We start from the raw sequence: 25,675 nt of genomic DNA, 5'->3' as shown, positions 1-25,675 counted from the left end.
GGATCCGGCTTTGCCGGTCCACTCGCATCGCCCCCTGGGGGGCGCGCGTCAGCGCGTAGGGGGGGCTATTTCACTTCTCTAGCATTGCGAGCTTGCCCGTCTTGTCCTTCCACTCGTCGGCGTCGGGCAAGGGCGACTTGGTTCGGGTGATGCTGGGCCAGCTCTGCGCCAGTTCCGCGTTGAGCTGGATGAATTGCATTTGTTCGGCCGGCACGTCTTCCTCGGCCAGGATGGCGTTGGCCGGGCATTCCGGAATACAGACGGCGCAGTCGATGCACTCATCCGGGTCGATCACCAGGAAATTCGGGCCTTCCCGAAAGCAGTCGACCGGGCAGACGTCCACGCAATCGGTGTATTTGCACTTGATGCAGTTCTCGGTGACGACGTGAGTCATATGCGGCTCCAGGACGCGGCTGGAATAAAAGTTCAGGTCAGCCCATCATTTTACCGGACTTGAGAAATACGTCCGGTATACCCCTATGGGGGCCATGGACGCGGCGGGTACGGTATCCCTTCGGTCAGGGCGGCCTTGAGCGGGGCCGTTTCGTTGTTGTGCTATTTTTCCTGGTTACGCACAACCGGCATCACTGGAGACGTACGATGCGATCCACCCTGAACGTCTTGCGCAAGAAGCTCGCCGCAGGCCGCAAGATTTCCATGCTGACGTGTTACGACGCGGGTTTCGCCAAGGTGATGGAAGACGCTGCGGTCGATTGCATCCTGGTCGGCGACACGCTGGGCATGCTCGTGCAGGGAAGGGACTCCACGCTGCCCGTTCAGCTTCAGGACATCGCCTATCACGTTTCTTGCGTGGCACGCGGCACGCAGCGTCCCTTCCTGCTTGCCGACATGCCTTTCGGCACCTACCAGGAAAGCCCCCAGCAAGCGCTGCGCAATGCCGTGGCGCTGATGCAGGCCGGCGCGCAGATGGTCAAGATCGAAGGCGGCGCCGAGCTTGCTCCCACCATCGAGCTGCTTACCCGCAGCGGCATTCCCGTATGCGGGCATATCGGCCTGCTGCCGTCCCATGTCCACGCGCTCGGCGGCTACCGCGTGCAAGGCAAGGAGGACGCCGAGGCGCGGCGCATCGTGGCCGACGCCAAGGCGGTCGAGGCGGCCGGGGCGGCCATGATGGTGATCGAAGCGGTGCCCGATCCCGTGGCCCGCCAGGTATGCGAAGCGGTGGAGCTCATCACCATAGGCATCGGGGCCTCGGTGGCCTGTTCCGGCCAGGTGCTGGTCATGCACGACATGCTGGGGCTGACCGCCACCCCTGCCAAGTTCGTGAAGAACTACATGGTGGGCGCATCGACCCAGGGCGACGCGGTGCTGCAGGCGTTCCGGCGCTATGCCGACGAAGTCGAGACCGGCGCGTTTCCGGGCCCCGAGCACGTGTACGGGCTGACGGCCGGCGCCATCGGCACTCCTTATGGAAACCAGAGCGGATCGCAGCCATGATCATCACCTCCCTGCTCGATACCGACCTCTACAAATTCACCATGATGCAGGTCGTCCTGCATCATTTCCCCGCAGCGCAGGTCGAATACAAGTACAAGTGCCGTACTCCCGGCATCGACCTCCATCCGTATGTGGACGAGATCCGGGAAGAAATCGAGGCCCTGTGCGAATTGCGCTTTACAGGCGAAGAGCTGGACTATCTCGGCAGTCTGCGCTTCATCAAAAGCGATTTCGTGGATTTCCTGGGGCTGTTCCACCTGCCCAAGCGTTGCATCACGGTGGCCAGGTCCGAATCGCCGGGCGAGCTGGACATCGTCGTCAAAGGGCCGTGGCTCCACACCATCCTGTTCGAAATCCCGGTACTGGCCATCGTCAACGAGGTCTATTTCCGCAACAACCACCTGGTCCCCGCCTATGCGGAGGGGCGGCAGCGCCTGATGAGCAAGGTGGACCTGGTCCGCAACGATCCGGCGCTGCGCGACTTCCATATCGCCGACTATGGCACCCGCCGGCGTTTTTCCAAGGCCTGGCACGAAGAAGTCATCATGACGCTCAAAGAGCACATGAAGGACAATTTCGCCGGCACCAGCAACGTCTACTTCGCGATGAAGCATGGCCTCACGCCGCTGGGGACCATGGCGCACGAATACCTGCAAGCCTGCCAGGGGCTGGGGCCGCGCCTGCGCGATTCACAGATCTACGGTTTCGAGGTGTGGGCACGCGAATACCGCGGCGACCTCGGGATCGCGCTATCCGACGTATACGGCATGAGCGCTTTCCTGCGCGACTTCGACATGTATTTCTGCAAGCTGTTCGACGGCGCCCGCCATGATTCGGGAGACCCCTTCAGCTGGGGCGAGCGCCTGATCGAGCATTACAAGAAGAACCGCGTCGACCCGCGTACCAAGACGCTGGTATTTTCGGACGGGCTCACGTTCCCGCTCGCCATCAAGCTGGCCAAGCATTTCGCCGGACGATGCATCACGGCCTTCGGCATCGGCACCAATCTGACCAACGATTTGAGCTACCAGCCGCTGCAGGTGGTCATGAAGATGGTCAAGTGCAACGGCCAGCCGGTCGCCAAGGTGTCGGACACCCCCGAGAAGACGATGTGCGAGGACAAGGCCTACCTGGCCTATCTGCGCCAAGTGTTCGAGATCCCGCCGGAACAGACGGAAGGCGGCGACGACTGATCCCGCCCGGCGCACCCGCGCGCCGCCGGGCCGGGCTGCAGACCGGCGCCCGTATTCCGCTGCGCTCCGGTCACACCCCCAGATAGCGGCTGAGCGCTTCCGGCTGGTGCTGGAGGTCACTGGCCCGGCCTTCCAGCACCAGCCGCCCTTTTTCCATGACCACCAGGCGGTCGGAGTTGGCCATGACCATCCGGTAGTTGCGGTCGACCACGAGCGTGGCCAGGCCGCTGTGCCGGATGTCCCCGATCACTCGCCAGATCTCGGCCACGATGAGCGGCGCCAGCCCCTCGGTCGCTTCGTCCAGGATGATCGCGCTGGGATTGGTCATCAGCGCGCGCCCGATCGACAGCATTTGCTGTTCTCCGCCCGAGAGCTGCCACCCCAGGTTGCCCAGGCGCTCGGTCAGCCGGGGGAAGGTGGCCAGGACGCGGTCCAGGGTCCAGTCGTCCTGCCCCTCGACGCCACGGCGGGCCGCCATGATGAGATTCTCCCGCACCGTTAGATTGGGAAAGATGCCGCGCCCCTCGGGCACGTAGGCAATACCGGCCTTGGCGGCCTCGTAGGGCTTGCCGCGCGAGAGATCCCGGCCGGCGATGGCGATGCGCCCATCCCGCTGCCGCACGTGGCCGAGCAAGGTGCGGATGAGCGTGGACTTGCCCATGCCGTTGCGGCCGAGCAGGCCCACCGTTTCGCCCCGGCCCAGGCGGAAATCCACGCCGTGCAGGATGTGGCTGCTGCCATACCAGGCGTGCAGCTGGCTGGCATCGATAAGCAGTTCCATGCGTCTTCGTCCTCGGGTCAGGCGTGCTCGCCCAGGTAGGCGGCTTGTACGTCGGGGTTGCTTCGCACGGCGGCGGGCAGGCCGCTGGCGATGGGGCTGCCGTTGACCATGACCGTAATGTCATCGGCCACGGCAAAGACCGCATCCATGTCGTGCTCGACCAGCAGGATGGCGTGGCCCGCGCGCAGCCGGCGCAACAGTTCGAGCATGCGTTCGGACTCTTCCGCACCCATGCCGGCGAGCGGTTCGTCCAGCAACAGGACCTGGGGCGACGTCGCCAGGCACATGGCCACCTCCAACTGGCGTTTCTGCCCGTGGGAAAGGCTGGCGGCGACCTTGTTGGCCACTGCCGAGAGCCCGGTGCGCTCCAGCAGCTCGTCGGCGCGTTCGTTGCTGGCGCGGCACCCCTGCGCGGATTGCCAGACGTACCAGGGACGCTGAAGCTTGGCCTGTGCCGCCAGGCGGCAATTCTCCCGCACCGTCAGCGGCAGGAAGATGGTGTTGCGCTGGTAGCTGCGGCCGATACCCGCTCGCGCCCGCCGCGGTTGGGACCATGAGGTGATGTCCTGGCCGTTCAGGGTGACGGTGCCCGTAGTGGGAGGCAGCTCGCCCGACAGCAGGTGGATGAGCGTGGACTTGCCTGCCCCGTTGGTGCCGATGACGGCATGGATGCGGTCGGCCCCCAGCGAGAGCGATACGTTGTCGATGGCCTTGAGCGCGCCGAAATGGCGGCTCAGCCCTTGGGCTTGGAGAATCGCCTTCATGTGGTCTGCTCCGAGGCGGCGTGGGCCGGGGACGAGGAGGGGGTATTCAGCGTGGCCGGGGCCGCCGCAGGCCCCGGCCGGCCGCGGCGCGGGAGGCGCAGGCGGGAAAAACCGCCAGCCAGGCCGTCCGGCATCCAGGCCACGGCGAGGATGATGAATCCGCCCATCAGCAACTGCCAGTGCTTGGTGAGGTCCTGGAACCATTCGGCCAGCAGCACGAATGCGAAGGCGCCGGCCACCGCGCCGGCCAGGCTCCCCAGGCCCCCCAGGATGATCATCAGCAGGGCATTGCCCGATTGGTGCCAGGACACGAGCTCGGGGTTGACGTAGCCGTGCTGGGCGGCATAAAGAAAGCCCGCCAGCCCGGCCAGCGCCCCGCCTATGACGAAGCTGCCGAGCTTGTAGGCGAAGGTGTCGTAGCCGGCGGCGCGCATCCGTGGTTCGTTGTGCTTGATACCCACCAGCGCATGCCCCAGGCGCGAGCGCAATACCAGGCCCAGCACCGCCAGCGTCAAGGCCAGGCCCGCCAAGGTAAACCAATAGAACTGCGCCGCCTGGTCCAGGTCCACCAGCGCGCGCCCGGCAAGCGTGAAGGCGGGCTTGTTGTAGATGTAGGTGCCGTCGCTGCCGCCGAACACCTCGACGTCGTGAAAAACGAAGTACACGAGCTGGCCGAACGCCAGGGTCACCATGATGAAGTAGATGCCGCGCGTGCGCATGACCAGCAACCCTATCACCAGGGCGAGCAGCGCCGCGCAGCCCATGGCCGCAGCCAGCAGCAGCCAGCCGTTGCCGGCCTCGTACTGCGGCGTCAGCATGGCAACGGCATAGGCGGCGGCGCCGAAGAAGGCCGCGTGGCCCAGGCTCACCAGCCCGGTATAGCCGACCAGCAATTGCAGGCTGAGCGCGAAGATCGCCATGATCAGGACCTTTGCGCCGAGTTCGACGTGGAAAGGTGTGCCGATCGGCGGCGGCAGCACCGGCAGCAGTGCCAGCGCCGCCAGCACGGCGATCCATGCGAAAAGGGAAGAAGCTTTCATTTCAGTATTCCAATGGTTGCGCCGGCACGCGACGCAGGAGCCGCGGCGCTGCAGATGCCGCTACGTCCCTTGCTTGAACAGTCCTTCCGGCTTCCAGAGCAGAATGGCCGCCATCAGCACGTAGACCAGCGCGCCGGCCGCCTGCTGCCAGAACACCTTGCCGAACGTATCGACGAAACCGATCAGCAGCGAGGCGACCAGCGCACCCTTGATCGATCCGATGCCTCCTATCACGACGACGACGAAACAGATGATCAGTACCGACCCGCCCATGCCGGGGTAGACCGACGACACCGGCGCGGCAATCATGCCGGCCAGCACGGCAATGGCCACCCCGATCGCAAAGACGATGCGGTACAGCAGCGATATGTTGATACCCAGCGACTGCACCATTTCGCGGTTGGTCGCGCCGGCGCGGACCATCATTCCCAGGCGGGTCTTCTTGAGCGCCACATACATGGCGGCCGCCAGCAGCAGGCATACGCCGGATATGAACAGCCGGTAGACCGGGTAGGTCATGTCGTTGCCGATCGCGATGCCGCCCGAGAGCCATCCCGGCACGGGTACGCCGTGGACATCATCGCCCACCAGGATGCTGCGTATCTCCTCGAACACCAGAATCAGCCCATAGGTCATCAGCACCTGCTGCAAGTGCTCGCGTTCGTACAGGAAACTGAAGAAACACCACTCCAGCAGGTAGCCGAACGCCACCGCCAGGACGATGCCGAGCAGCAGCGCCAGCACGAAATTGCCCGTCAGCGAGGACAAGGTGAAGGCGAGGTAGGCGCCTATCATGTAGAAGCTGCCGTGTGCCAGATTGATGACGCCCATGATTCCGAAGATCAGGGTCAGCCCGCTGGCAATCAGGAACAGCAGCAGCCCGTACTGCACACTGTTCAGGCACTGAATCAAGAAAGTCGTCAAATCCATCCTGCGCTCCCGTCGGGCCGGCCCCGCCGGCCGACGCATTGTCGTTCTTCCATTCCACCCCTTCCCGTTCCGGCGCGCATCGCGAGAAACCCCACCCCCGGCGCACCGCGTGCCGGGGGGCTGCGCAGAGGCGCGCGGCCGCTCCAAGCGGGGCGGCTGCAGGGAGCGTCACATCTTGCAGCCGCGTGCCGGATCCTGCAGGCCCTTGACCGCCACGCTGACGAACTGGTTGGTCTTGTTTTCTACCTTGCGCAGGTAGATGTCCTGGATCGGGTTGTGGGCCTTGGACATCGTGAAGGGGCCGCGCGGACTGTCGATCTTGGCCTGCGCCATCCCCTTGATGACGGCGTCGCGCTTGCTGGCGTCGCCGCCGGCGGCCTTCAGCCCGGCGCCCAGCAGCTGCGCAGCGTCATAGCCTTGCACCGCGTACACGTCGGGCTGCAGCTTGAAGTTCTTGGCGTAGTTGGCGCGGAACTCCTTGTCCTTGGGCAGCGTCAACCCGTCGGCGTAATGGAGCGTGGTGAGCAGGCCGTCGGCGGCAGGGCCTTGGGCCTCCAGCGTGCCGTCGGTCAGGAAGCCGGCGCCGTACAGCGGAATCTTGTCTTTCAGGCCCGCCGCTGCGTAGTCCTTGACGAACTTGACCGCGCCGCCGCCGGCGAAGAACACATAGACCGCGTCAGGCTTGAGAGAGGCGATTTCCGTCAGCAGCGCCTGGAACTCGACGTTGGGGAAAGGCAGGTTCAATTGCTTGATGACCTTGCCCCCCTTGGACTCGAAACCCTCCTTGAAGCCGTTGGTGGATTCGTCGCCGGCCGCGTATTTCCAGCTTAGCGTGACGGCGGTCTTGTGCTTGAGGTCGGTGGCGGCTACCAGGCCCATGGCATAGGCCGGCTGCCAGTTGCTGAACGAAGAGCGGAAGATGTTGGGCGCGCACAGCGGACCCGTGACGGCATCCGCGCCCGCGTTGGGAATGATCAGCAAGGTATTGGTGTCCTTGGCCACCTTGGCCATGGCCATCGCCACGCCGGAGTGCACGGTGCCGACCAGCACGTCGACCTGATCGCGTTTGACGAGCTTGTTGGCGTTGTCGGACGCCTTGGCCGGATCGGATTCGTCGTCGACCTTGAAGTACTCGACCTCGCGGCCCGCGAGTTTGCCCCCTTGTTCCTGCACGTACAGCCGGAAGCCATTCTCAATGGCGTTGCCCAGGGCCGAATAGGTGCCCGTGTAGGGCAGCATCAGACCGACCTTGACCTTGCCCGAGTCCTGCGCGCCGGCAGGCGCTGCCAGGCTCGACATGGCGAACATCGCGACGGCGAGGGCGGTGAGTTTGCATTTTGAAGCGTTCATCGTGAGTCTCCTCGGGGGCGGCGGTACGGCATGGTCGAGCCGCCCGGTTTTTGGTGGAAAAGTGGATGCGCCCTGCGGCTGCGCTCCGCTGCGGACGCCCGGCGGTGCCGAGCGGTGTGCTACGAATGGTGGCGCCGCATGAACCTTACGCAGGCTTCGATCAACCGGGCGGGCTGGTCGCGATGCGGCGAGTGGCCGCAGTCCTCCAGCTTCAGCAATTCGGTATGCGGAACCTCCTCGGCAATGCCGTCTATTTGCGCCATGGTGCCGTACTCGTCGTCGTAGCCCTGTATGGCGAGGATCGGGCACCGTATGTCGGGCAGCAGCGCCTTGATGTTCCAGCGCTTGAACTCCGGGTTCAGCCAGACGTCGTTCCAGCCCCAGAAGGCCGAATCGGGGTCGGCGTGGTAGCGCGCAAGCTTGCTGCGCAAGTCGGTGGTCACATAGCCGTCGCGCGCTTGCTCGATACTGGCCAAGGTGATCGATTCGACGAACAGGTGCGGTGCAGCCACGATCAGGCCGCCCACGCGGTCCGGGTACGCCGCTGCGTGCATCAGCGCGATGGATCCTCCGTCGCTGTGGCCGTACAGCCAAGGCCGGTCGCTCCGCGTATCGTGGCCGATGGCCTCGAAGAAGGCCGGCAGGAAATAGCGCGCCTGGCGGTGCATGAAATCGACCGGCCATTTTTCGTGGCTGGGACGGGGACTGGACTGCCCGTAGCCCCAACGCGACAGCACCAATCCCCGGCATCCCGCGGCTTCGCACAGCGCATAGGGGAAATCCTTCCACATCGCTACCGATCCGAGTCCCTCGTGCAGGAAGACCAGCAGCGGCTGGCGGGTGCGCTGGGCTGCGATGAACACGTATTCGATGGTGTGCCGCCTGCCGTCCCAGGAAACGTCGGCAAAGCGGGTGGGCAGTGGTTCAGCCAAGCCGGACGGGGCCCCGTAGGCGGCGTGCCGCGCCGCCCCGGCCCCCAGGGTCGATTCCCGCGCGCTCATGCGTGGACTCCTTGTGCCGTGTGGGCGGCGGCCTCCTGCTCGCGCAGCCGGAATCGCTGGATCTTCCCGGTCGCGGTCTTGGGCAGGTCACTGACGAATTCGATCTGGCGCGGATACTTGTGCGGCGCAAGGCGGGACTTGACGAAGGCCTTGAGGTCGGCGGCAAGCGCGTCGCCCGCCTCGTGGCCGGGCTTGACCACGACGTAGGCCTTGGTCTTGGTCAGTCCATCCTCGTCCGTCACGCCGATCACCGCCGCTTCCAGTACGGCAGGATGCTGGACCAGCGTCGCTTCGACTTCGAAGGGGGAGACGTATTGGCCGCTGACCTTGAGCATGTCGTCGCTGCGTCCGGCATAGGTGTAGTAGCCTTGGGCATCGCAGCTGTACTTGTCTCCGCTCTTGGTCCATGCGCCCTGGAAGGTCTCGCGGCTCTTGTCGCGGTTGTTCCAGTACATCAATGCGGAGCTCGGGCCCCGGATGTAGAGATCGCCGATCTCGCCTATGCCGACCGGCTTGCCGTCTTCCCCGCGCAATTCCACCTCATAGCCCTCGACCGGCTTGCCGGTGGTGCCGTAGCGCACGTCGCCCGCCCGGTTGGAGATGAAGATGTGCAGCATTTCGGTCGAACCGATGCCATCGATGATTTCGCAGCCGAAGTGAGCGGTGAAGCGCTCGCCGATTTCCTGGGGCAAGGCTTCGCCGGCCGACGAGCACAGGCGCAGCGCGACCTCGGACCGGGTGGGCAGGGCGGTGCTGGCCAGCATGCCGGCATAGCCGGTGGGAGCGCCGCAGAAAATGGTGGGCCGCAGTTTGGTCAGCCGGGCAAAACAGGCCTCAGGCGTGGGGCGTTCCGCCATCAATACCACTGTGGCGCCCACGCTGAGCGGGAAGGTCAGGGCATTGCCCAGGCCATAGGCAAAGAACAGCTTGGCGGCGGAGAACACCGTGTCGCTTTCGCGCATGCCAAGCACGCGCTTGGCATAGAGTTCCACCGTCCAGTACGGGTTGGCGTGGGTGTGGACCGTTCCCTTCGGTTTGCCGGTGGACCCCGATGAGTACAGCCAGAAGGCGGGCTCGTCCGCCAGGGTAGGCGCCGGTTGCGGCATGGGTTCGTGCGCGGCCAGCCAATCGTCGAAGTCGAGCGTGCCTGTGAGCTCGGCATCTGCGCCGTCGCGCGACACGACGATATGCTGCACGCAGTGGCGGCCGGTTTCCAGCGCGGCCCGGATCTTCGGAAGAAGCGCGCGCGAGACGAGCACGGCGCGGGCGCGGCTGTGCTGAAGCATGTAGGCGTAATCGGCCGGCGTGAGCAGGGTGTTGACGGCTACCGGCACGACCCCAGCGTAAAGCGCGCCCAGAAAGGCGACCGGCCAGTCGGTACAGTCGTTCATCAGCAGCAGCACGCGGTCTTCCGGGCGTATGCCCAGGGCCAGCAAGGCGCTGGCGGCACGGCGCACCTTTTCGTCCAGTTCGCCGTAGGTCAGTTGGCCCCGATCATCGATGTATGCAGTCTTGCCGGCACGCTCGGCATTGAGCGCCAGCAGGTGGCCGGCGAAGTTGAACTCCGACGGAGGGGCGGCGCAATCGACAGGCATGATGGTCTCCTCGTTCATGCAGTAAAGGCGATATATCCGGCACCTCTTGGCGGGCATTGCGCCGGATGCATTCGTTCAGTCCGCGGTGCCGTGCGCCTCCCGGGCCGCTTCCAGGGCATCGAGAACGGGCGCGGACGCCTGGATCGCGGCCCGCCGGTGGTAGAACTGCAAGGCACGCAGGCCTCCCAGCTCCTCGCCTCCGCCGGCGCGGCCGGGTCCACCGTGCAAGGACATCGGCATGACGTTGCCGTGGCCGGTATGGGCCGCGCCGACTTCCGGGGTAATGACGTGCAGCCGGCCATGGCCGTCCGCCAGTTCCAGCGCTGCCTGCGCCGCCTGCCCGGCATCCTGCGTATAAATCGATGTCACCAGCGACCCCTGGCCGAGACGTACCTGGCGAACGGCATCCTCCAGGTCGTCATAGGGCAGCAGCGTGGCGACCGGTCCGAACACTTCGGTGTCGTGTACGACGGCGGCCTCGTCCGGGCGGGACCCGCCCAGCAGCGTCGGTCCCATGCAGGCCGCCACCGCGGGGTCCGCATCGACCAGCGGTGCGGACGTGCCGTCGTACAGCACCTCGGTATGGCGCCGCAGTTTGGCGATGCCCGCATGCACGCCTTCCCATTGCTGGCGGCTGGCGAGGGCGCCCATGCGCACGGTACTGTTGCGGGGGTTGCCCACCGTGACCTGCGCCAACGCCGCCGCAATGGCTTCGCCCGCAGACGCATAGCACGACGCCGGGACGAAGACGCGCCGTATCGCCGTGCATTTCTGGCCGGACTTGACCGTCATCTCGCGCACGACTTCGGCCACCAGCAGCTCGAACGCGGCGGACCCCGGGCCGGCATCGGGCAAGAGCAGGGCACTGTTGAGGCTGTCGGCCTCGATGTTGACCCGTACCGAGCGCCGGACGATGGCATCATCCGCGCGGATGGTCGCGGCGGTATCGGCCGAGCCGGTGAACGAGACCACGTCGAAAGGCTGCAGCGGCGACAGCAGGCCCCGGGCGCTGCCGCATACGATGGACAGCGCACCGGCCGGCAGCACGCCGGCCGCCACCACGTCGGCGACCATGGCGTGCGTCAGCCAGGCTGTGGTGGTGGCCGGCTTGACCACCACCGGAACGCCCGACAGCAGTGCCGGCGCCGCTTTTTCCCATAGACCCCAGGCCGGGAAGTTGAAGGCGTTGATGAACAGCGCGAGCCCGCGGGTCGGCACGAGCACGTGCCGGCTGCGGAAGCTGCCATCCTTGGCCAGCGGGACAGTATCCCCATCGCCCATCCAGCGCGTATCGCCCAGCGCCGCGCCCCAGCGGGCATACTGGCCGAGCGTGAAGATCGCGCCGTCGATGTCGACCGCGGAGTCCTGCCTGGTAGTGCCGGAATTGGCGAGCGCGATCTCGAAATAGCGGTCGCGGTTGGCTTTCAGCACGTCCACCACCGCCGCCAGCATGCCGGCGCGTTGCGCATAGGTCAGCGCGCGCAAGGCCCCGCCGCCTTCGTCGCGCGCGTAGGCATAGCCCCCCTGCAGGTCCAGGCCCGAGCTCGAGACGCGGACCAGTTCGGTGCCCAGCACCGGGTCGAAGAGGGGAGTGCCGGGGCCATCCCCGCTTTGCCACTGGCCGGCCAGGTAGTTCGGAAGCAATTCGCTCATGATCGTGTGAACTCGATGGCGCCCTCGGGCAGCAGATAGAGGACCAGCGCGCGGCCGCCCGAGACGGTGGGGCGGTGGGCGCTGCCCGGCGGATAGACTTTCCAGCCGGCCGGCGTGCCGTCGAAACAGGCACCCGGCGTCTGGGGCATGACCATGTCCACTTCGCCGTTCGGATGCACGTGGTGCGGACCGGCGAGGTCCGCCATGTCCACGACGTCGACCGAAAACCCGGCCGAGCCCGGTCCCGGTTTGATCACGCGGCCATAGCGCACGCCAGCGGCTTCCCGATTGCACAGCCACCCTTCGCGTACGCCGGTTTCACAGGCGAGTGTCATGTCGCGGAACCAGTCCGTATCCGGGCCGTGATGCCGGTTCAGGTAGTCCTGCAGGGTCTCGTCTACCGGGCGTCCGGCAATGGCCTGCGTTATTGTCTGGACCAGGGATTCAAATGAATCACGCATGAATTCGTCTCCTCAGGCATACTGGACTTCATGTTGTGGCACTCCTAATCATGAAGTATCGTGCATGTCTGCGTGTCGAGACAATACGCGGCATGGTCGGGTCATGTCAAAAAAAATCTGCATCCTGCGGGTAAATCCCAGGGGCGCGCATCACATTGCGGGTGAGGTCCGATGAAAGAAGAGGCGGTTTCCGAAGCAGGCCGCGCCGTGTCCGGCGAAGGGCCAGCCAAAGAGCCTTTCCTGGTGACGCTGGGCGAGCGCATACGCACACTGCGGGCGAGGCGGGGCTTGACGCGCAAGGTCACGGCGTCCGCAGCCGGTATTTCCGAGCGGCACCTGGCGAATCTCGAGCTGGGCACCGGCAATGCATCCATCCTGGTCCTGCAGCAGGTCGCGCAGGCGCTGCAGTGCTCGCTGGCCGAAATCCTGGGCGACGTGACCACCAGCAGCCCGGAGTGGCTGCTCATACGCGAACTGCTCGAAGGCCGGTCCGACGCCGATCTCCATCGGGCGCGCAACGCGCTCACCGAGCTGTTCGGGTCCCGTGGCGACAGCAATTCCCGCCTGTCCCGCATCGCCTTGGTGGGGCTGCGCGGGGCCGGAAAATCGACGCTGGGCCGCATGCTGGCCGACGATCTCGGTTATACCTTCATCGAACTCAGCCGCGAGATCGAAAAGGTGGCCGGCTGCAGCATCGTGGAAATCCATTCGCTCTACGGCGCCAACGCCTACCGCCGCTACGAGCGCCGCGCGCTGGAGGAAACCGTGCAGATCTATCCCGAGGTCGTGATCGCCACGCCCGGCGGTCTGGTTTCGGACGTCTCGACTTTCAACCTCCTGCTGACCCATTGCTACACGATATGGCTGCAGGCGGACCCCGAAGACCACATGCGCCGCGTCGTTGCCCAAGGCGACTTCCGCCCCATGTCGGGCAGCCGCGAAGCCATGGAAGACCTCAAGCGCATCCTCGCCGGGCGGGCCGCCTTCTATGCCAAGGCCGACGCCCGCTACAACACCAGCGGCCACTCGCTGGAAGAAGCCTTCACCGGTCTGCGTACGCTGGTGCGCAACGCGGCGGGGCTGATGGATTGGAGTATGTAGTAGAGGCCCCCGACGCGCTTACGCGCGCTCCCCAGGGGGGCGATGCGGGCGGACCGGCGGAGCCGGATCCGCCGCATCCTGGGTCTGGGGAGGGGGTCTTGGTTTGGGGCTCTGTTTTTTTGCGGGACTACAAACCACACCAAAGAGAAAACGCCTCAGGGTTCATCCTGAGCGCGACCCCTATTGACGCACCTTCTTGCATGAACTATCGTTCATCGAACAGTTGGTTGATGCATTAATTTGCATAACACGTCGAGGAGATGTCATGGATAACGCCGTATTGGCCCAGCAGGCCGCGGGCAAAGTGGATTACCGCACCGATCCTTCCCAGTACCGGCACTGGAAACTGAGTTTCGACGGGCCGGTTGCCACGTTGGGCATGGACATCGCCGAAGACGGCGGCTTGCGCCCCGGCTACAAGCTCAAGCTCAACTCCTACGACCTGGGCGTCGACATCGAACTGCACGATGCCCTGAACCGCATCCGCTTCGAGCACCCCGAGGTGCGCACCGTCGTCGTGACCAGTCTCAAGGACCGGATCTTCTGTTCCGGCGCCAATATCTTCATGCTCGGGCTCTCCTCGCACGCCTGGAAAGTCAACTTCTGCAAGTTCACCAACGAGACCCGCAATGGCATCGAGGACTCGAGCCGTCATTCGGGGCTGAAGTTCCTTGCCGCCATCAACGGCGCCTGCGCCGGGGGCGGCTACGAGTTGGCACTGGCGTGCGACGATCTGGTGCTGATCGACGACAAATCCTCCTCCGTGTCGCTGCCGGAAGTGCCGCTGCTGGGAGTGTTGCCTGGCACGGGGGGGCTGACCCGCGTTACCGACAAGCGCCACGTGCGCCACGATCTGGCCGATATTTTCTGCACGACCAGCGAAGGCGTCCGTGGCCAGCGTGCGGTGGAATGGCGGCTGGTCGATTGCGCACCCAAGCCGTCGCAGTTCGCCCAGGTCGTGCGCGAACGGGCGCTGCACCTGGCGGAAAGCAGCGATCGGCCCGCCGATGCGCAAGGCGTGGCGTTGCCACGCGTCGAGCGCTCGGACGAGCCCGATGCGCTGCGCTACAACCATGTGGAAGTGGAGATCGACCGCGCGAATCGCTGCGCGGTATTTACGGTCAAGGCGCCTGATGCCGACCAGCCCGAACAGATCGACGACATCGTGGCGGCCGGCTCGGCGTGGTGGCCCATGGCCATGGCGCGCGAGCTGGACGATGCCATTCTCACCATGCGCACGAACGAGCTCGACATCGGCACCTGGGTGCTGAAAACCGAAGGGGATGCCAGCCGAGTGCTGGCCTGCGATGCGGCGTTGCAGCGCCATGCAGGCCACTGGTTCGTGCGCGAGGTAACGGGACTGCTGCGCCGAACGCTGGCGCGCCTGGATGTCTCCTCGCGTACGCTGTTCGCGCTGGTCGAACCGGGTTCGTGCTTTGCCGGCACGCTGGCCGAGCTGGCCTTTGCCGCCGACCGTACCTATATGCTGGCGCTGCCCGACGAGCCCGACCGCGCGCCACGGCTGACCTTGTCCGAGCTCAACTTCGGTACCTATCCCATGGTCAGCGGGCAGTCCCGGCTGGCCCGCCGGTTCTACGAAGAAACCGGACCGCTGGAGGCTGTCCGTGCGCAGGTCGGCAAGCCGCTCGATGCAGATGCGGCTTATGGACTGGGCCTGGTGACCGCCGCGCCCGACGACATCGACTGGACCGACGAGATCCGCCTCGCCATCGAGGAGCGGGCCGCCATGTCGCCCGACGCACTGACCGGGCTGGAAGCCAATTTGCGGTTTGCCAGCAAGGAAACGATGGAAACCCGTGTGTTCGGCCGCCTGAGCGCATGGCAGAACTGGATCTTCAACCGTCCGAACGCGGTGGGAGAAAAAGGCGCCCTGAAGGTATACGGCAAGGGCGAGAAAGCCGCCTTCGATTTGAACAGAGTCTAACCGTCCGCAGTCCGGACCAAGGGAGTCGAGACATGTCGAGCATCAACTACAGCGATAAGATCCCCAACAACGTCAACCTGTCGGAAGACCGCACGCTCCAGCGCGCGCTGGAGCAGTGGCAGCCGAACTTCCTGAGCTGGTGGGGGGACGTGGGCCCCGAAGGCAGCAATAACTACGACGTCTACCTGCGCACCGCCATCAGTGTGGATCCGCAGGGCTGGGCCCAGTTCGGCTATGTGAAGATGCCCGAATACCGCTGGGGGATCTTCCTGAATCCGGCAGAAAAGGACCGCAAGATTCATTTCGGCGACCACATGGGCGAGCCCGCGTGGCAGGATGTCCCCGGGGAGCACCGGGCGAACCTGCGCCGGATCATCGTCACCCAGGGCGACACGGAACCCGCCTCGGTGGAGCAGCAGCGCCACCTGGGCTTGACCGCCCCGTCCATGTACGACCTGCGCAACCTGTTCCAGGTCAATGTCGAGGAAGGGCGCCATCTGTGGGCCATGGTGTACTTGCTGCACCGCTATTTCGGCCGCGACGGACGCGAAGAGGCCGAGGCGCTGCTCGATCGCCGCTCCGGCGACCAGGACAATCCCCGGATACTGGGCGCGTTCAATGAGAAGACGCCGGACTGGCTGTCCTTCTTCATGTTCACCTATTTCACCGATCGCGACGGCAAGTTCCAGCTCAGTGCGCTGGCCGAGTCGGGCTTCGACCCGCTCGCCCGTACCACGAAGTTCATGCTTACCGAGGAAGCGCATCACATGTTCGTAGGCGAGTCGGGCGTCTCACGCGTGATCCAGCGCACCTGCGAAGTCATGAACCAGCTCAAGACGGACGACCCGGCCCGCATCCGGGCAGCCGGCGTGATCGACTTCGGCACCATCCAGCGCTATCTCAACTTCCACTACAGCGTCACGATCGATCTTTTCGGCGCCGACGAATCCTCCAACGCTGCGGCGTTCTACAGCTCGGGGCTCAAAGGACGCTATGAGGAAGGCAAGCGTACCGACGACCACAGGCTGCGCAACGAAGGCTACAAAGTGCTGGAAGTGCGCGACGGCAAGCTGGTCGAGAAAGAAGTACCCATGCTCAACGGCCTGAACGAGGTCCTGCGCGATGACTACATCAAGGACTCCATGGCCGGCGTCGCACGTTGGAACAAGGTCATCGAGAAGGCCGGAATCCCGGTAAAGCTCACCGTGCCGCACAAGGCCTTCAATCGCCAGATCGGCTCGTTGTCGGGCGTGCGCGTTTCGCCCGAGGGCCTGGTGATTTCCCAGGCCGAGTGGGATGCGAAGAAAGACCAATGGCTGCCCACCGCCGAGGACCGCGCCTTCGTCGCCTCGCTCATGGGGCGGGTGGTCGAGCCGGGTAAATTCGCCAACTGGATCGCGCCCCCCGTCATGGGCATCAACCGCCAACCGGTGGACTTCGAGTACATCCGGTTCAACTGAGCACTGCCATCATGGATACGCCAGTTCAAACGGTCGTCATCAAGCAGCACCTGATCGACCCGGAGATTTGCATACGCTGCAATACCTGCGAGGCGACTTGCCCGGTGGATGCGGTCACACACGACGACAACAACTACGTTGTGCGGGCCGACGTGTGCAATGGCTGCATGGCCTGTATCCCGCCATGCCCGACCGGAGCCATCGACAACTGGCGTACCGTTCCGCAGTCTGCCGCCTACAGCATCGAGGAGCAGTTCACCTGGGACACCTTGCCGGACGAGCTGACGGCAGAACAATTGGCTGCCGCAGGCGGGGAGGCCTGCGAACTGGTTGCCGAGGGAGAGGCGGTTGCGCCTGCCGCCGCGCCGGTCGATGCAGCCGATGAGGACGCGCCCTTCAACTCGGCCGCCTATGGCGCCACCACCCCTCCGTGGTCCGCGGCGCATCCCTATACCAACCTGTACGGGCCCCGCAATCCCATTACTGCTACGGTAGTGGGCAACGTGCGGGTCAACGAGCCCGGCACGCAAAACGAAACGCATCACGTGGTGCTCGATTTCGGCGCGCTGCCGTTTCCCGTGCTGGAAGGCCAGTCCATCGGCATCGTGCCGCCCGGTACCGATGCCCAGGGCCGGCCGCACCACGCGCGGCAGTATTCGATAGCCAGCCCTCGCAACGGCGAGCGGCCCGGCTATAACAATGTGTCGCTCACGGTCAAGCGGGTGACCGCCGACCATCAAGGCAATCCTGTGCATGGCCTTTGTTCCAACTACGTCTGTGATTTGAAGGTGGGCGACAAGGTGCAGGTCATCGGGCCTTTTGGCGCTTCCTTCCTGATGCCCAATCATCCGCGTTCGCACATCGTGATGATTTGCACGGGAACCGGCAGCGCGCCCATGCGCGCCATGACCGAGTGGCGGCGCAGGCTGCGCGGCAAGGGGCGTTTCGAGGGCGGCAAGCTGATGCTGTTCTTCGGTGCGCGCACCAAGGAAGAACTGCCGTACTTCGGGCCGCTGATGAGCCTGCCCAAGGACTTCATCGACATCAATCTGGCGTTCTCGCGCGCGCCCGGCGCGCCCAAGCGCTACGTGCAGGACCTGATGCGCGAGCGGGCCGCCGACCTGGCGGAATTGCTGCAGGACGCCAATTCGCATTTCTACGTCTGCGGCTTGAAGAGCATGGAAGAAGGCGTCGTGCTGGCATTGCGCGACGTGGCGCTGCAGGCGGGACTGAATTGGGAGGCCATTGCGGCAGCCCTCAAGCGCGAAGGCCGCCTGCACTTGGAAACCTATTGAGCGCGGCCAGGGGAGGGCCTGCATGCAAACCCTGCAGATAACGAAAAACGACGTAGGCGTGGCGCGGGTGGAGATGGCGCGTCCCGAAGTGTTCAACGCGTTCGACGAGCAAATGATAGGCGAGTTGGCGCAGGCCTTCGCCGACCTGGGACAGGATTCCGCCGTACGGGTCGTCGTATTGTGCGGGCGTGGCAAGGCTTTCAGCGCCGGCGCGGACCTCCAGTGGATGCAGCGTGCGAGCCAGGCAACGGAGGAGTGGAACCTGGAAGATGCGCGGCGGTTTGCCGCCATGCTCGACGCGATCGCCGCGTGCCCTAAGCCGACGATTGCACGTGTACACGGTGTTGCGCTGGGTGGGGGAGTGGGCCTGGCGTGCGCCTGCGACATGGCGGTGGCCAGCAGCGACGCCCGTTTTGCCGCCAGCGAGGCCCGCTTCGGCATTCTTCCGGCCGTCATCAGTCCCTACCTGGTCAATGCGGTGGGCAAGCGCCATGCCCTGCGCCTGGCTTTGACCGCGTCCCGCATCGACGCGCAGGCGGCGCTGCAAATGGGGCTGGTGCAGCAAGTCGTCGAAGCGGATGAGCTCGACGCCGCCGTGAATGCAGTGGTCGCTGAGCTGCTGGCCAATGGGCCGAATGCTCTGGCTGAAATCAAAACATTGTTCCGCCAGCTGGAAGTCGGACCGGTGACCGCCGGGATGCGCGAGTTGACTGCCCGTACCATCAGCCGTGTGCGAGGCACGGACGAGGCGCGGGAAGGCTTCGCGGCGTTCCTGGAAAAGCGTCCTGCCGCCTGGAACCGGTCTTGAGGAGGATCCCATGCCGCGTCAACTGAACGTCGATACCGCAGATTTCCGCGTCGAAGTCGGTGACGATGGCGTCGCCGAGCTGGTTCTCGGCGCTGCGGCGGCCATGCCCGTGCTGGGGGCGAGCGGCCACGCCGAACTGGCCCGCATCTGGCCGCGCCTGGCCCGCGAGCCCGGGGTTCGCTGCGTACTGGTGCGCAGCGCGGGCAAGGGCTTCTGCGCCGGCGGCCACATGGACGTCGTCCAGGGCATGCTGGAACGTGAGGCCGACAGGCTGCGCGTGATGCAGGAAGCCCGCGACATCGTTCAGGGCATGATCGATTGCGACCTGCCTGTGGTGTCGGCCATCAATGGCGCTGCGGTCGGCGCCGGTGCCGCGCTGGCGTTGCTGGCTGACGTCTCCATCGCTGCCCGGGGCGCCAAGCTGATCGACGGGCATACCAAGCTGGGCGTGGCGGCGGGTGACCATGCGGCGGTCATCTGGCCCTTGCTTTGCGGGATGGCGAAGGCCAAGTACCACCTATTGACCTGTACGCCGCTCGATGGCGAACAGGCCGAGCGTATCGGGCTGGTCAGCCTGTGCGTGGACGATGCCGAATTATTGGCTACGGCGCGCAAGGTCGCCGCGCAACTGGCGGCAGGCAGCCCGACAGCGCTGGCCTGGACCAAGCGCAGCCTCAATCATTGGCTGCGTGCGGCCTGGCCGGCTTTCGAGCATTCCCTGGCCATGGAGATCATGGGTTTTGCCGGCGCGGATGCGCGCGAGGGCCTGGCTGCGTTGACCGACAAGCGCGCGCCCCGCTTCGGCGTGTAGAGCCCCGAGAAAAGTGCGATAACAAGGAGAACAATGCGATGAGGTTCGCCGACTTCCATCCGGGCATGATCATCGAGGCCGGTCCGCGGCGTGTGGACGAAGAAGAAATGCTGGCGTTCGCGCGCCGCTACGATCCGCAGTGGTTCCATGTCGACGCAGAGGCAGCTGTCGAGGGGCGCTTTGGCGCCCTGATCGCCAGCGGTTGGCAGACGTGCGGCATTGCAATGGAGCTGGCGGTGCGAGCCGCGTTGCACGACTCGGAGTCATTCGCCTCGCCAGGCGTGGAACAAGTGCGCTGGCCGCACCCCGTCTTTGCCGGCGATGAACTGCGCTTGCGCGCCGAAGTGCTGGAGGTGCGCACCTCGCGCAGCCGTCCCGAGCTGGGCGTGCTGAGCTGGCGCTGGTATCTGTTGAACCAGCACGACAAGGAAGTGCTGGAGCTGCGGGCAACCAGTCTTTTCGACTTGCGGCCCGCGGCCGCCCGGGCCTGAAGCTTTTACTTCCTGGCGTGCAAGTGGACCGGCTTGGTTTCCTCCGGTCCGCAGGTCCCGCACGTTCCACATCCGCTGCCGCATCCGCCGTCGGGCGCGGCGGCCGCTAGCCGCTTGCCCAGTCCGCGTATCCATGCCGCCCGGCCGGGACGGTCCATGCGCGCGCCCAGCGCCGACTGCAAACGCATCCGGGTCCTGGGCGCAAAGCGTCCGAACGCCTTGATCGCGCATGCCGCGACGATCAAGGCCACCACGGTGACTTCGAGCAGGGAATAGGCGGTCATGGAAGCCTCCCGTAACAGTCAGGCCAGCAGGCTCGTCACCTGGTAGGTGATGAACGATGCAATGTAGGCAAGCCCGAACAGATAGCCGGCAGCAAGCGCGACGACCTTCCAGGAATTGGTTTCGCGCCGGATCACCGCCAGCGTAGACAGGCATTGCGGCGCGAACACGAACCAGGCGAGCAGCGAGAAGGCGGTGGCCAGGGGCCACTGGGCGGCGAGCAGCGGCGTCAGCATGGTCGTGGCGCTTTCCTCGTCGGCCGCTGACAGCGCGTAGACAGTCGCCAGGGCGCCGACCGCCACTTCGCGCGCCGCCAGTCCGGGGACGAGGGCGATGGAAATCTGCCAGTTGAAACCGATGGGGGCGAAGATGGCCTGCAGCGCTTCGCCGATGCGGCCTGCGAAACTGTATTCGATGGCTGGGCCGGTGGCGCCTTCGGGCGGCGCAGGAAAGCTCGACAGGAACCAGATCAGCACGGTGAGCGCCATGATGATGCCTCCCACGCGCGACAGGAAGATGCGTGCGCGTTCGATGAGGCCGGTCGCCACGTCCCGCAGGTGCGGAATGCGGTAGGAGGGCAGTTCGAGCAGCAGCGAGTGCTCGGCAACGTCCCGCCGGATCAGCTTCATGACCCACGCGACGATCAGCGCGCTGGCGATGCCGGCCACGTACAGGACGAACAGCGTGATGCCCTGCAGGTTGAAGAGGCCCAGCACGGTGCGGTCGGGGATGAAGGCGCCGATGAGCAGCGTATACACCGGCAGACGCGCCGAGCACGTCATCAGCGGCGCGACCAGTATGGTGGCCAGCCGGTCGCGAGGATCCTGGATGGTGCGGGTCGCCATGATGCCCGGAATGGCGCAGGCGAAGCTGGACAGCAGCGGAATGAAGGAGCGGCCCGTCAGGCCGGCGCCCACCATCATCTTGTCCAGCAAGAAAGCGGCCCGCGGCAGGTAGCCGGATTCTTCCAGCAGCAGGATGAACAGGAACAGGAACAGGATCTGCGGCAGGAACACCAGCACGCTGCCGGCGCCGGCAATGATGCCGTCGACCAGCAGGCTGTTGAGCAGGCCTTCGGGCAGGATTCCGCCCACCCAGGCGCCCAAAGCGCTTACCGAGGATTCGATCAGTTCCATGAGCGGTTCGGCCCAGGAGAACACGGCCTGGAACATCAGGAACATGACCACCGCCAGGGTCAGCAGCCCCAGCACGGGATGCAGCACCCAGCGGTCGATGGCATCGTCGATCGCCGCCGTGCGCCGCGGCACGGTAACCGCTTCGTTCAGCAGGCGGTTGACCTCGACGTGCAGGTCGGCGTCAGCGGCCGGGCCCTGGGGCACGGGGGGAACGCCGCCGTCGATGCGCGACAGCAATTGCGCTGCGCCATCGCGCTTGATGGCGACCGTCTCGACGATGGGGATGCCCAGCGCGTTCTGCAGCTTTTCGCGATCGACATGGATGCCGCGGCGAGCCGCGGCATCGACCATGTTCAGCGCCATCACCATCGGCAGGCCCAGGCGCTGTAGCTCGAGCACGAAGTGCAGGTGCAAGCGCAGGTTGGTGGCATCGACCACCGCTACCAGCAAGTCGGGCCGCCGTTCTCCGGCCAGCTTGCCCATGCAGACGTCGCGCGTGATGGCTTCGTCCGGACTCGCCGCGTGCAAGCTATACGCGCCCGGCAAGTCCAGCACGTTTACCTGCAGGCCGGAGGGCGTGACGAACCGGCCCTCCTTGCGTTCGACCGTCACGCCAGCATAGTTGGCGACCTTCTGGCGGCTGCCCGTGAGCAGGTTGAACAGCGCGGTTTTTCCGCAGTTGGGATTGCCCACCAGGGCAACCCGCAGATTCGACAAAGTAGTGGTGGACATTGAGGAGTCAGGAAGCGGCAAGCGGTTCCACCATGACCCGTGCCGCTTCGGAGCGGCGCAGGGCAAACCGGGTAAAACCTATCTGGATCAGCAGCGGATCGGCACCGATGGGGCCGCGCGCCACGATGCGCACGCGTTCCCCGGCCACGAAGCCAAGGTCGCGCAGGCGGACGGCGATGGGGTCGGTCGGGGTGGCGTCTTCGACGGTATTGACGGCGGCTTCATGGCCAAAAGGTAGCTCGGAGAGGCGGATAGCCATGGGCTCGGTCGGTAGAAGAAAATGAAAACGATTACTAATTATAAAAGTTTTGCACCGTTCCCGGGCAAACCGCCGCGTGGCCCGCTGGCATATGCCGGCATTGCTTGTAGCGCCTCGCTGCAAAGGTAAGGAATTGCTACGCAGGCGGCTTGACGGGCGGCCTGGCGACAAGCCATCGGTTATCTTGGCGCGGTAACAACACAAGCGGGGGAAAGCATGAAAGCGTCCGTTATCGTTGGCTTGTTGCTCATCGTGCTCGGAGTGGTGGCCCTGGGTTACCGGACCTTCTCCTACACATCGGAAGAGACGCTGCTCAAGCTGGGTCCGGTCGAGGCGACGGCCGACACGGAAAAAACGGTGGCCATCCCGGCGTGGACCGGCGTGGCGGCCATCGTGGCGGGAGCGGCGGTCATCGTACTGGGCCGCCGCCGCTGAGCGGCTGGCGGCGCCGCAGCTTTTCAGACGTCCGCCGTCTCGGGCTGAGGCGTTTCGCGCGCCGGCTGGGTGGCCGGCCGCGGAGCCAGTGCCGAGGGCAGGGCCGGCAATTCGATCGCCCGCCGGCGCTTGGTCTTGGCCGAGACCGGTTCGCCGGCATCCGTCAGTTTCGTCCAGTACACCAGGTGCAGCTGGCCTTGCTGGTCTTCGACCAAGGCCGACAGGCTTTCCACCCAATCGCCATCGTTGCAGTAGAGTACGCCGTCCACCTGCCGGATCTCCGGCTTGTGTATGTGTCCGCATACGACGCCGTCATATCCCCGCCGCTTGGCCTCGTTGACCAGCACTTCTTCGAAATTGGTGATGAAGGAGACGGCGTTCTTGACCTTGTGTTTGAGGTATTGCGACAGGGACCAGTAATGCAGCCCCATGCGCCGGCGTATGCGGTTGAAGTGCAGGTTCAGCCAGAGCGCGAAGGTGTAGAGCGTGTCCCCCAGGTGGGCGAGCCACTTGCTGTGTTGAATCACGCCGTCGAACTGGTCGCCGTGCGTGACCCACAGCCGCTTGCCGTCGGCCGTCAAGTGGACCGCATCTTCCTGCACCTCGATGTCGCCGAAGGCATAGCCTATGAATTGGCGCGCGAATTCGTCGTGGTTGCCCGGGATGAATACCACGCGGGTGCCTTTGCGGGCCTTGCGCAGTACCTTCTGCACGACATCGTTGTGGGCCTGCGGCCAGCTCCAGCTCTTGCGCAATTGCCAGCCATCGATGATGTCCCCTACCAGATACAGGGTCTCGGCCTCGTTGTGCTTGAGGAAGTCCAGCAAGTGTCCGGCGTTGCAGCCAGCAGTCCCCAGGTGCAAGTCGGAGATCCAGATGGTACGCCATTGGGTAGGGGGCGAGGTCGTCACGCTGGCGAGTACGATGTTTCCATAGCATGAATGGAAACATGGGCCGATGACGTGTTTGTGACGAGGTGCCGGGGCTCTCAGGCGGCGTCGCTTTTTGCCATCGTCGCCGCGGCGTGGAGCTGGCCCAGTCGTTCGTCCAGAAACGCGCGCACCGCGGGATCGTGCACCAGGGCCATATGGCCCACGCCGCGCCGAACCAGCGTGGCCGCCGCGCCGGGCAGCAGCGCCCGTTCGACGGGAGAGACGATGTTGTCGTGGTATGAGGCGATGCAGGTGCACCGCCCGGCCGCGTCCGGCGCTTCGGCCGCGCACAGCGCGGCCAGCCAGGCGCTGTCCGGCAGCATCTGCGCCGCGCACTGGCCCCGGCCGAAGCGCGCGTGCCAGGTCCCGCGGTGCGGGGTACCGAGGGTAATGACGTGGCCGATGGGAGCATCCGGCGCCAGGCACAGGGCGGTCCGCGCGGCGAGGCCCCCCATGCTGTGGCCGATCACCGTTACCTGGCCCACTCCCATTGCCGCCGCCAGCGCGGTTGCCTCGGCGGCGACCTGTCCGGCAAAGCTATCGATGCCGGCATGCGGGGGTTCCAGGTCCACCGCGGAAACGGCCCAACCGCGTTCGGCCAGCCAGGTATCGAGATCCCGCCATATGCCCCGGTTGCAGCCATAACCGTGTACCAGCAGCACCACGCCTCGCGGCTGCCGCGGCCGGCGCGCCGGCCAGCGGTAGCGCCACGGAATGTCGGCGTACATATTGCGCAGCGAAAGAAAGATTTCCTTCGGCATGGCCGCTACCCAGCCCGGGGGCGCCGCTGCGCCGGCGCGGTCGGCACATAGCCTGGCCAGTCCGAAGCCGGCCGCAACGATGACTGCGTGGATGATCACGGCCAGCGCGAGGCTGGCGAGCACTGCAACAGGCCAGGCGAGCCAGTGCGACAGCAGCCACGAGGTAAGCGCGACGAGCAGCGCCACCCAGGCGGTGAAGCCGCGCATAGCCGCGGCCATCATGCCGGTGTGCTCGGATTGGGCGCCTGTGCGTGGAGCAGGGCAGCCTTGGCGCGCACGCGTGGGTCGCGCGCTTTCTGCAGGAACGCGGCGGCCTTGGCCAGGAACGGCGTTGTCGCGGTAGCCGGCAGCTTATCGAGCCAGGGCAGGGCGGCCTCGATCTCGCCCCGCTCGATCAATAGTCGCGCGTAGTTGAACTGGCCGCGGAAGTCGCCTGCTTCGGCCGCGCGCCGGTAGTGGTCGAAGGCAAGGTCCTTGTCCGCCGGCACGACCCAGCCGTCTTCGTGGAAGCCGCCGACGATGTTGATCGATTTCGCGTGGCCCGCCGCCGCTGCCCGTTGGAACCATTCCAGCGCCTGCTCGCGGTCAGTCGGCACCCCTTCACCCAGGGCCAGCGCGGTCGCGTAGTTGTACATGCCCCAGTCCAGCCCTTGCTGGGCCGCGAGCCGGTACCAGTAGGCCGCCAGCACGAGGTTGGCGGGCACGCCCCAGCCGTGCCGGTGACACTGGCCCAGCATGTTGAGGGCCATGGGATGGTTGGCGTCGGCCGCGCGCTTGAACCAGTACACCGCTTGTTCCCGGTCCACCGGCACGCCATGGCCGTCGAGGAGCATCTGTCCGAACACGGCCTGGGCTTCCGTGACGCCGCCCTCGGCGGCCGTCCGGATCCATGGTGCGGCGCGTTCGGGCGGGCCGCGCAGGATCTCGGCGAGGTCTTCCGCGCTGGCGGTGTTCAGGTGCCGGGGGGAAACGGGGGGCATTTCGGGGATGTTGGAGAGACT

Annotated in this window: 26 protein-coding genes; 10 read left to right on the top strand and 16 right to left on the bottom strand. The window is 65.5% G+C overall.

Annotated features, from left to right (window positions below; genetic code table 11):
* Nucleotides 1-70 precede the first annotated feature (70 nt).
* The gene (gene fdxA, locus QHC78_RS16315) at nt 71-394 is read right to left on the bottom strand and encodes a ferredoxin FdxA (RefSeq protein WP_319746374.1); all 324 of its coding nucleotides are present in this window, start codon (nt 392-394) and stop codon (nt 71-73) included.
* Between the two features lie 206 nt (nt 395-600).
* On the opposite strand from fdxA, the gene panB reads away from it, so the two are divergent.
* Entirely contained in the window at nt 601-1,458 is an 858-nt protein-coding gene (gene panB / locus QHC78_RS16310; RefSeq protein ID WP_319746373.1) for a 3-methyl-2-oxobutanoate hydroxymethyltransferase, read from the top strand.
* The gene (gene pncB, locus QHC78_RS16305; RefSeq protein WP_319746371.1) at nt 1,455-2,651 is read left to right on the top strand and encodes a nicotinate phosphoribosyltransferase; all 1,197 of its coding nucleotides are present in this window, start codon (nt 1,455-1,457) and stop codon (nt 2,649-2,651) included. Before panB ends, pncB begins: the two co-directional genes overlap by 4 nt.
* Before the next feature lie 70 nt (nt 2,652-2,721).
* Here pncB and QHC78_RS16300 read toward each other — a convergent pair whose 3' ends face one another.
* The 9 genes from QHC78_RS16300 to QHC78_RS16260 all read right to left on the bottom strand — a co-directional run bounded on the left by QHC78_RS16300 (nt 2,722) and on the right by QHC78_RS16260 (nt 12,226).
* Nucleotides 2,722-3,432: an ABC transporter ATP-binding protein gene (locus QHC78_RS16300; RefSeq protein WP_319746370.1), complete on the bottom strand. Its 711-nt coding sequence runs from the start codon at nt 3,430-3,432 to the stop codon at nt 2,722-2,724.
* 17 nt (nt 3,433-3,449) lie between these two features.
* A complete protein-coding gene (locus QHC78_RS16295) occupies nt 3,450-4,196 on the bottom strand; it encodes an ABC transporter ATP-binding protein (protein ID WP_319746368.1) in 747 nt (248 codons plus the stop codon).
* Nucleotides 4,193-5,236: a branched-chain amino acid ABC transporter permease gene (locus QHC78_RS16290; protein ID WP_319746367.1), complete on the bottom strand. Its 1,044-nt coding sequence runs from the start codon at nt 5,234-5,236 to the stop codon at nt 4,193-4,195. Before QHC78_RS16290 ends, QHC78_RS16295 begins: the two co-directional genes overlap by 4 nt.
* Before the next feature lie 60 nt (nt 5,237-5,296).
* Nucleotides 5,297-6,166, bottom strand: coding sequence for a branched-chain amino acid ABC transporter permease (locus tag QHC78_RS16285; RefSeq protein WP_319746365.1), 870 nt, complete (start codon nt 6,164-6,166; stop codon nt 5,297-5,299).
* Nucleotides 6,167-6,334: 168 nt separating this feature from the next.
* Nucleotides 6,335-7,516: an ABC transporter substrate-binding protein gene (locus QHC78_RS16280; RefSeq protein WP_413816480.1), complete on the bottom strand. Its 1,182-nt coding sequence runs from the start codon at nt 7,514-7,516 to the stop codon at nt 6,335-6,337.
* 119 nt (nt 7,517-7,635) lie between these two features.
* Nucleotides 7,636-8,517, bottom strand: coding sequence for an alpha/beta fold hydrolase (locus tag QHC78_RS16275; RefSeq protein ID WP_319746363.1), 882 nt, complete (start codon nt 8,515-8,517; stop codon nt 7,636-7,638).
* Complete coding sequence (locus QHC78_RS16270) at nt 8,514-10,112, bottom strand: benzoate-CoA ligase family protein (protein WP_319746362.1); 1,599 nt, start codon at nt 10,110-10,112, stop codon at nt 8,514-8,516. Before QHC78_RS16270 ends, QHC78_RS16275 begins: the two co-directional genes overlap by 4 nt.
* 75 nt (nt 10,113-10,187) lie before the next feature.
* Complete coding sequence (locus tag QHC78_RS16265) at nt 10,188-11,765, bottom strand: 3,4-dehydroadipyl-CoA semialdehyde dehydrogenase (protein WP_319746360.1); 1,578 nt, start codon at nt 11,763-11,765, stop codon at nt 10,188-10,190.
* Nucleotides 11,762-12,226 (bottom strand): 4-hydroxylaminobenzoate lyase, encoded by a 465-nt coding sequence (locus QHC78_RS16260; protein ID WP_319746359.1) that lies wholly within the window; start codon nt 12,224-12,226, stop codon nt 11,762-11,764. The genes QHC78_RS16265 and QHC78_RS16260 overlap by 4 nt, the downstream gene beginning before the upstream one ends.
* A gap of 171 nt (nt 12,227-12,397) precedes the next feature.
* On the opposite strand from QHC78_RS16260, the gene QHC78_RS16255 reads away from it, so the two are divergent.
* The 7 genes from QHC78_RS16255 (at nt 12,398) to QHC78_RS16225 (ending at nt 20,137) form a co-directional block, all read left to right on the top strand.
* Entirely contained in the window at nt 12,398-13,327 is a 930-nt protein-coding gene (locus QHC78_RS16255) for a helix-turn-helix transcriptional regulator (protein ID WP_319746357.1), read from the top strand.
* Between the two features lie 265 nt (nt 13,328-13,592).
* A complete protein-coding gene (gene boxC, locus QHC78_RS16250; protein WP_319746356.1) occupies nt 13,593-15,272 on the top strand; it encodes a 2,3-epoxybenzoyl-CoA dihydrolase in 1,680 nt (559 codons plus the stop codon).
* Between the two features lie 32 nt (nt 15,273-15,304).
* Nucleotides 15,305-16,732 carry a benzoyl-CoA 2,3-epoxidase subunit BoxB gene (gene boxB / locus QHC78_RS16245; protein ID WP_319746354.1) on the top strand — a complete coding sequence of 476 codons (1,428 nt, stop codon included), beginning with the start codon at nt 15,305-15,307 and terminating at the stop codon, nt 16,730-16,732.
* 11 nt (nt 16,733-16,743) lie between these two features.
* Nucleotides 16,744-18,027 carry a benzoyl-CoA 2,3-epoxidase subunit BoxA gene (gene boxA / locus QHC78_RS16240; protein WP_319746352.1) on the top strand — a complete coding sequence of 428 codons (1,284 nt, stop codon included), beginning with the start codon at nt 16,744-16,746 and terminating at the stop codon, nt 18,025-18,027.
* Between the two features lie 22 nt (nt 18,028-18,049).
* Nucleotides 18,050-18,835 carry an enoyl-CoA hydratase-related protein gene (locus tag QHC78_RS16235; RefSeq protein WP_319746350.1) on the top strand — a complete coding sequence of 262 codons (786 nt, stop codon included), beginning with the start codon at nt 18,050-18,052 and terminating at the stop codon, nt 18,833-18,835.
* Between the two features lie 10 nt (nt 18,836-18,845).
* Nucleotides 18,846-19,646, top strand: a complete 801-nt coding sequence (locus QHC78_RS16230; protein ID WP_319746348.1) for an enoyl-CoA hydratase/isomerase family protein — start codon at nt 18,846-18,848, stop codon at nt 19,644-19,646.
* A gap of 38 nt (nt 19,647-19,684) precedes the next feature.
* The gene (locus QHC78_RS16225; protein ID WP_319746346.1) at nt 19,685-20,137 is read left to right on the top strand and encodes a MaoC family dehydratase; all 453 of its coding nucleotides are present in this window, start codon (nt 19,685-19,687) and stop codon (nt 20,135-20,137) included.
* Nucleotides 20,138-20,142: 5 nt separating this feature from the next.
* Here QHC78_RS16225 and QHC78_RS16220 read toward each other — a convergent pair whose 3' ends face one another.
* Genes QHC78_RS16220 through QHC78_RS16210 form a run of 3 tightly spaced genes read right to left on the bottom strand, consistent with a single transcriptional unit; the run spans nt 20,143 to nt 22,540 of the window.
* Nucleotides 20,143-20,421, bottom strand: a complete 279-nt coding sequence (locus tag QHC78_RS16220) for a DUF6587 family protein (RefSeq protein ID WP_319746344.1) — start codon at nt 20,419-20,421, stop codon at nt 20,143-20,145.
* 18 nt (nt 20,422-20,439) lie between these two features.
* Complete coding sequence (feoB, locus tag QHC78_RS16215) at nt 20,440-22,287, bottom strand: ferrous iron transporter B (RefSeq protein ID WP_319746342.1); 1,848 nt, start codon at nt 22,285-22,287, stop codon at nt 20,440-20,442.
* 7 nt (nt 22,288-22,294) lie between these two features.
* Nucleotides 22,295-22,540 carry a FeoA family protein gene (locus tag QHC78_RS16210; protein ID WP_319746400.1) on the bottom strand — a complete coding sequence of 82 codons (246 nt, stop codon included), beginning with the start codon at nt 22,538-22,540 and terminating at the stop codon, nt 22,295-22,297.
* Between the two features lie 222 nt (nt 22,541-22,762).
* Here QHC78_RS16210 and QHC78_RS16205 point away from each other — a divergent pair, with 222 nt between their 5' ends.
* On the top strand, nt 22,763-22,981 hold the full coding sequence (locus QHC78_RS16205) for a hypothetical protein (RefSeq protein WP_319746340.1): 219 nt from the start codon (nt 22,763-22,765) through the stop codon (nt 22,979-22,981).
* Between the two features lie 23 nt (nt 22,982-23,004).
* Here the strand turns inward: QHC78_RS16205 and QHC78_RS16200 are convergent, their stop codons facing one another.
* The 3 genes from QHC78_RS16200 to QHC78_RS16190 form a co-directional block, all read right to left on the bottom strand.
* Nucleotides 23,005-23,907: a UDP-2,3-diacylglucosamine diphosphatase gene (locus QHC78_RS16200; RefSeq protein ID WP_413816481.1), complete on the bottom strand. Its 903-nt coding sequence runs from the start codon at nt 23,905-23,907 to the stop codon at nt 23,005-23,007.
* A 62-nt stretch (nt 23,908-23,969) separates the two neighbouring features.
* Nucleotides 23,970-24,896, bottom strand: coding sequence for an esterase/lipase family protein (locus tag QHC78_RS16195; protein WP_319746336.1), 927 nt, complete (start codon nt 24,894-24,896; stop codon nt 23,970-23,972).
* On the bottom strand, nt 24,893-25,654 hold the full coding sequence (locus QHC78_RS16190; RefSeq protein WP_319746334.1) for a tetratricopeptide repeat protein: 762 nt from the start codon (nt 25,652-25,654) through the stop codon (nt 24,893-24,895). Before QHC78_RS16190 ends, QHC78_RS16195 begins: the two co-directional genes overlap by 4 nt.
* Between the last annotated feature and the right edge of the window lie 21 nt (nt 25,655-25,675).

Source organism: Pigmentiphaga sp. (genome assembly GCF_033795525.1).
Lineage (GTDB): Bacteria > Pseudomonadota > Gammaproteobacteria > Burkholderiales > Burkholderiaceae_B > Pigmentiphaga.
The sequence above is the reverse complement of the archived record's forward strand: the minus strand, read 5'-3'. Positions and strand labels throughout refer to the sequence as shown.

Excerpts from the sequence above, each read along its gene's own strand:
- QHC78_RS16290 (WP_319746367.1), bottom strand. The coding sequence starts at position 5,236 with ATGAAAGCTTCTTCCCTTTTCGCATGGATCGCCGTGCTGGCGGCGCTG.
- QHC78_RS16235 (WP_319746350.1), top strand. The coding sequence starts at position 18,050 with ATGCAAACCCTGCAGATAACGAAAAACGACGTAGGCGTGGCGCGGGTG.
- QHC78_RS16300 (WP_319746370.1), bottom strand. The coding sequence starts at position 3,432 with ATGGAACTGCTTATCGATGCCAGCCAGCTGCACGCCTGGTATGGCAGC.
- boxC (WP_319746356.1), top strand. The coding sequence starts at position 13,593 with ATGGATAACGCCGTATTGGCCCAGCAGGCCGCGGGCAAAGTGGATTAC.
- QHC78_RS16285 (WP_319746365.1), bottom strand. The coding sequence starts at position 6,166 with ATGGATTTGACGACTTTCTTGATTCAGTGCCTGAACAGTGTGCAGTAC.
- QHC78_RS16220 (WP_319746344.1), bottom strand. The coding sequence starts at position 20,421 with ATGACCGCCTATTCCCTGCTCGAAGTCACCGTGGTGGCCTTGATCGTC.
- QHC78_RS16195 (WP_319746336.1), bottom strand. The coding sequence starts at position 24,896 with ATGATGGCCGCGGCTATGCGCGGCTTCACCGCCTGGGTGGCGCTGCTC.
- fdxA (WP_319746374.1), bottom strand. The coding sequence starts at position 394 with ATGACTCACGTCGTCACCGAGAACTGCATCAAGTGCAAATACACCGAT.
- QHC78_RS16255 (WP_319746357.1), top strand. The coding sequence starts at position 12,398 with ATGAAAGAAGAGGCGGTTTCCGAAGCAGGCCGCGCCGTGTCCGGCGAA.
- QHC78_RS16260 (WP_319746359.1), bottom strand. The coding sequence starts at position 12,226 with ATGCGTGATTCATTTGAATCCCTGGTCCAGACAATAACGCAGGCCATT.
- QHC78_RS16270 (WP_319746362.1), bottom strand. The coding sequence starts at position 10,112 with ATGCCTGTCGATTGCGCCGCCCCTCCGTCGGAGTTCAACTTCGCCGGC.
- QHC78_RS16265 (WP_319746360.1), bottom strand. The coding sequence starts at position 11,765 with ATGAGCGAATTGCTTCCGAACTACCTGGCCGGCCAGTGGCAAAGCGGG.
- QHC78_RS16280 (WP_413816480.1), bottom strand. The coding sequence starts at position 7,516 with ATGAACGCTTCAAAATGCAAACTCACCGCCCTCGCCGTCGCGATGTTC.
- pncB (WP_319746371.1), top strand. The coding sequence starts at position 1,455 with ATGATCATCACCTCCCTGCTCGATACCGACCTCTACAAATTCACCATG.
- boxB (WP_319746354.1), top strand. The coding sequence starts at position 15,305 with ATGTCGAGCATCAACTACAGCGATAAGATCCCCAACAACGTCAACCTG.
- boxA (WP_319746352.1), top strand. The coding sequence starts at position 16,744 with ATGGATACGCCAGTTCAAACGGTCGTCATCAAGCAGCACCTGATCGAC.
- QHC78_RS16205 (WP_319746340.1), top strand. The coding sequence starts at position 22,763 with ATGAAAGCGTCCGTTATCGTTGGCTTGTTGCTCATCGTGCTCGGAGTG.
- QHC78_RS16230 (WP_319746348.1), top strand. The coding sequence starts at position 18,846 with ATGCCGCGTCAACTGAACGTCGATACCGCAGATTTCCGCGTCGAAGTC.
- panB (WP_319746373.1), top strand. The coding sequence starts at position 601 with ATGCGATCCACCCTGAACGTCTTGCGCAAGAAGCTCGCCGCAGGCCGC.
- feoB (WP_319746342.1), bottom strand. The coding sequence starts at position 22,287 with ATGTCCACCACTACTTTGTCGAATCTGCGGGTTGCCCTGGTGGGCAAT.
- QHC78_RS16295 (WP_319746368.1), bottom strand. The coding sequence starts at position 4,196 with ATGAAGGCGATTCTCCAAGCCCAAGGGCTGAGCCGCCATTTCGGCGCG.
- QHC78_RS16275 (WP_319746363.1), bottom strand. The coding sequence starts at position 8,517 with ATGAGCGCGCGGGAATCGACCCTGGGGGCCGGGGCGGCGCGGCACGCC.
- QHC78_RS16225 (WP_319746346.1), top strand. The coding sequence starts at position 19,685 with ATGAGGTTCGCCGACTTCCATCCGGGCATGATCATCGAGGCCGGTCCG.
- QHC78_RS16190 (WP_319746334.1), bottom strand. The coding sequence starts at position 25,654 with ATGCCCCCCGTTTCCCCCCGGCACCTGAACACCGCCAGCGCGGAAGAC.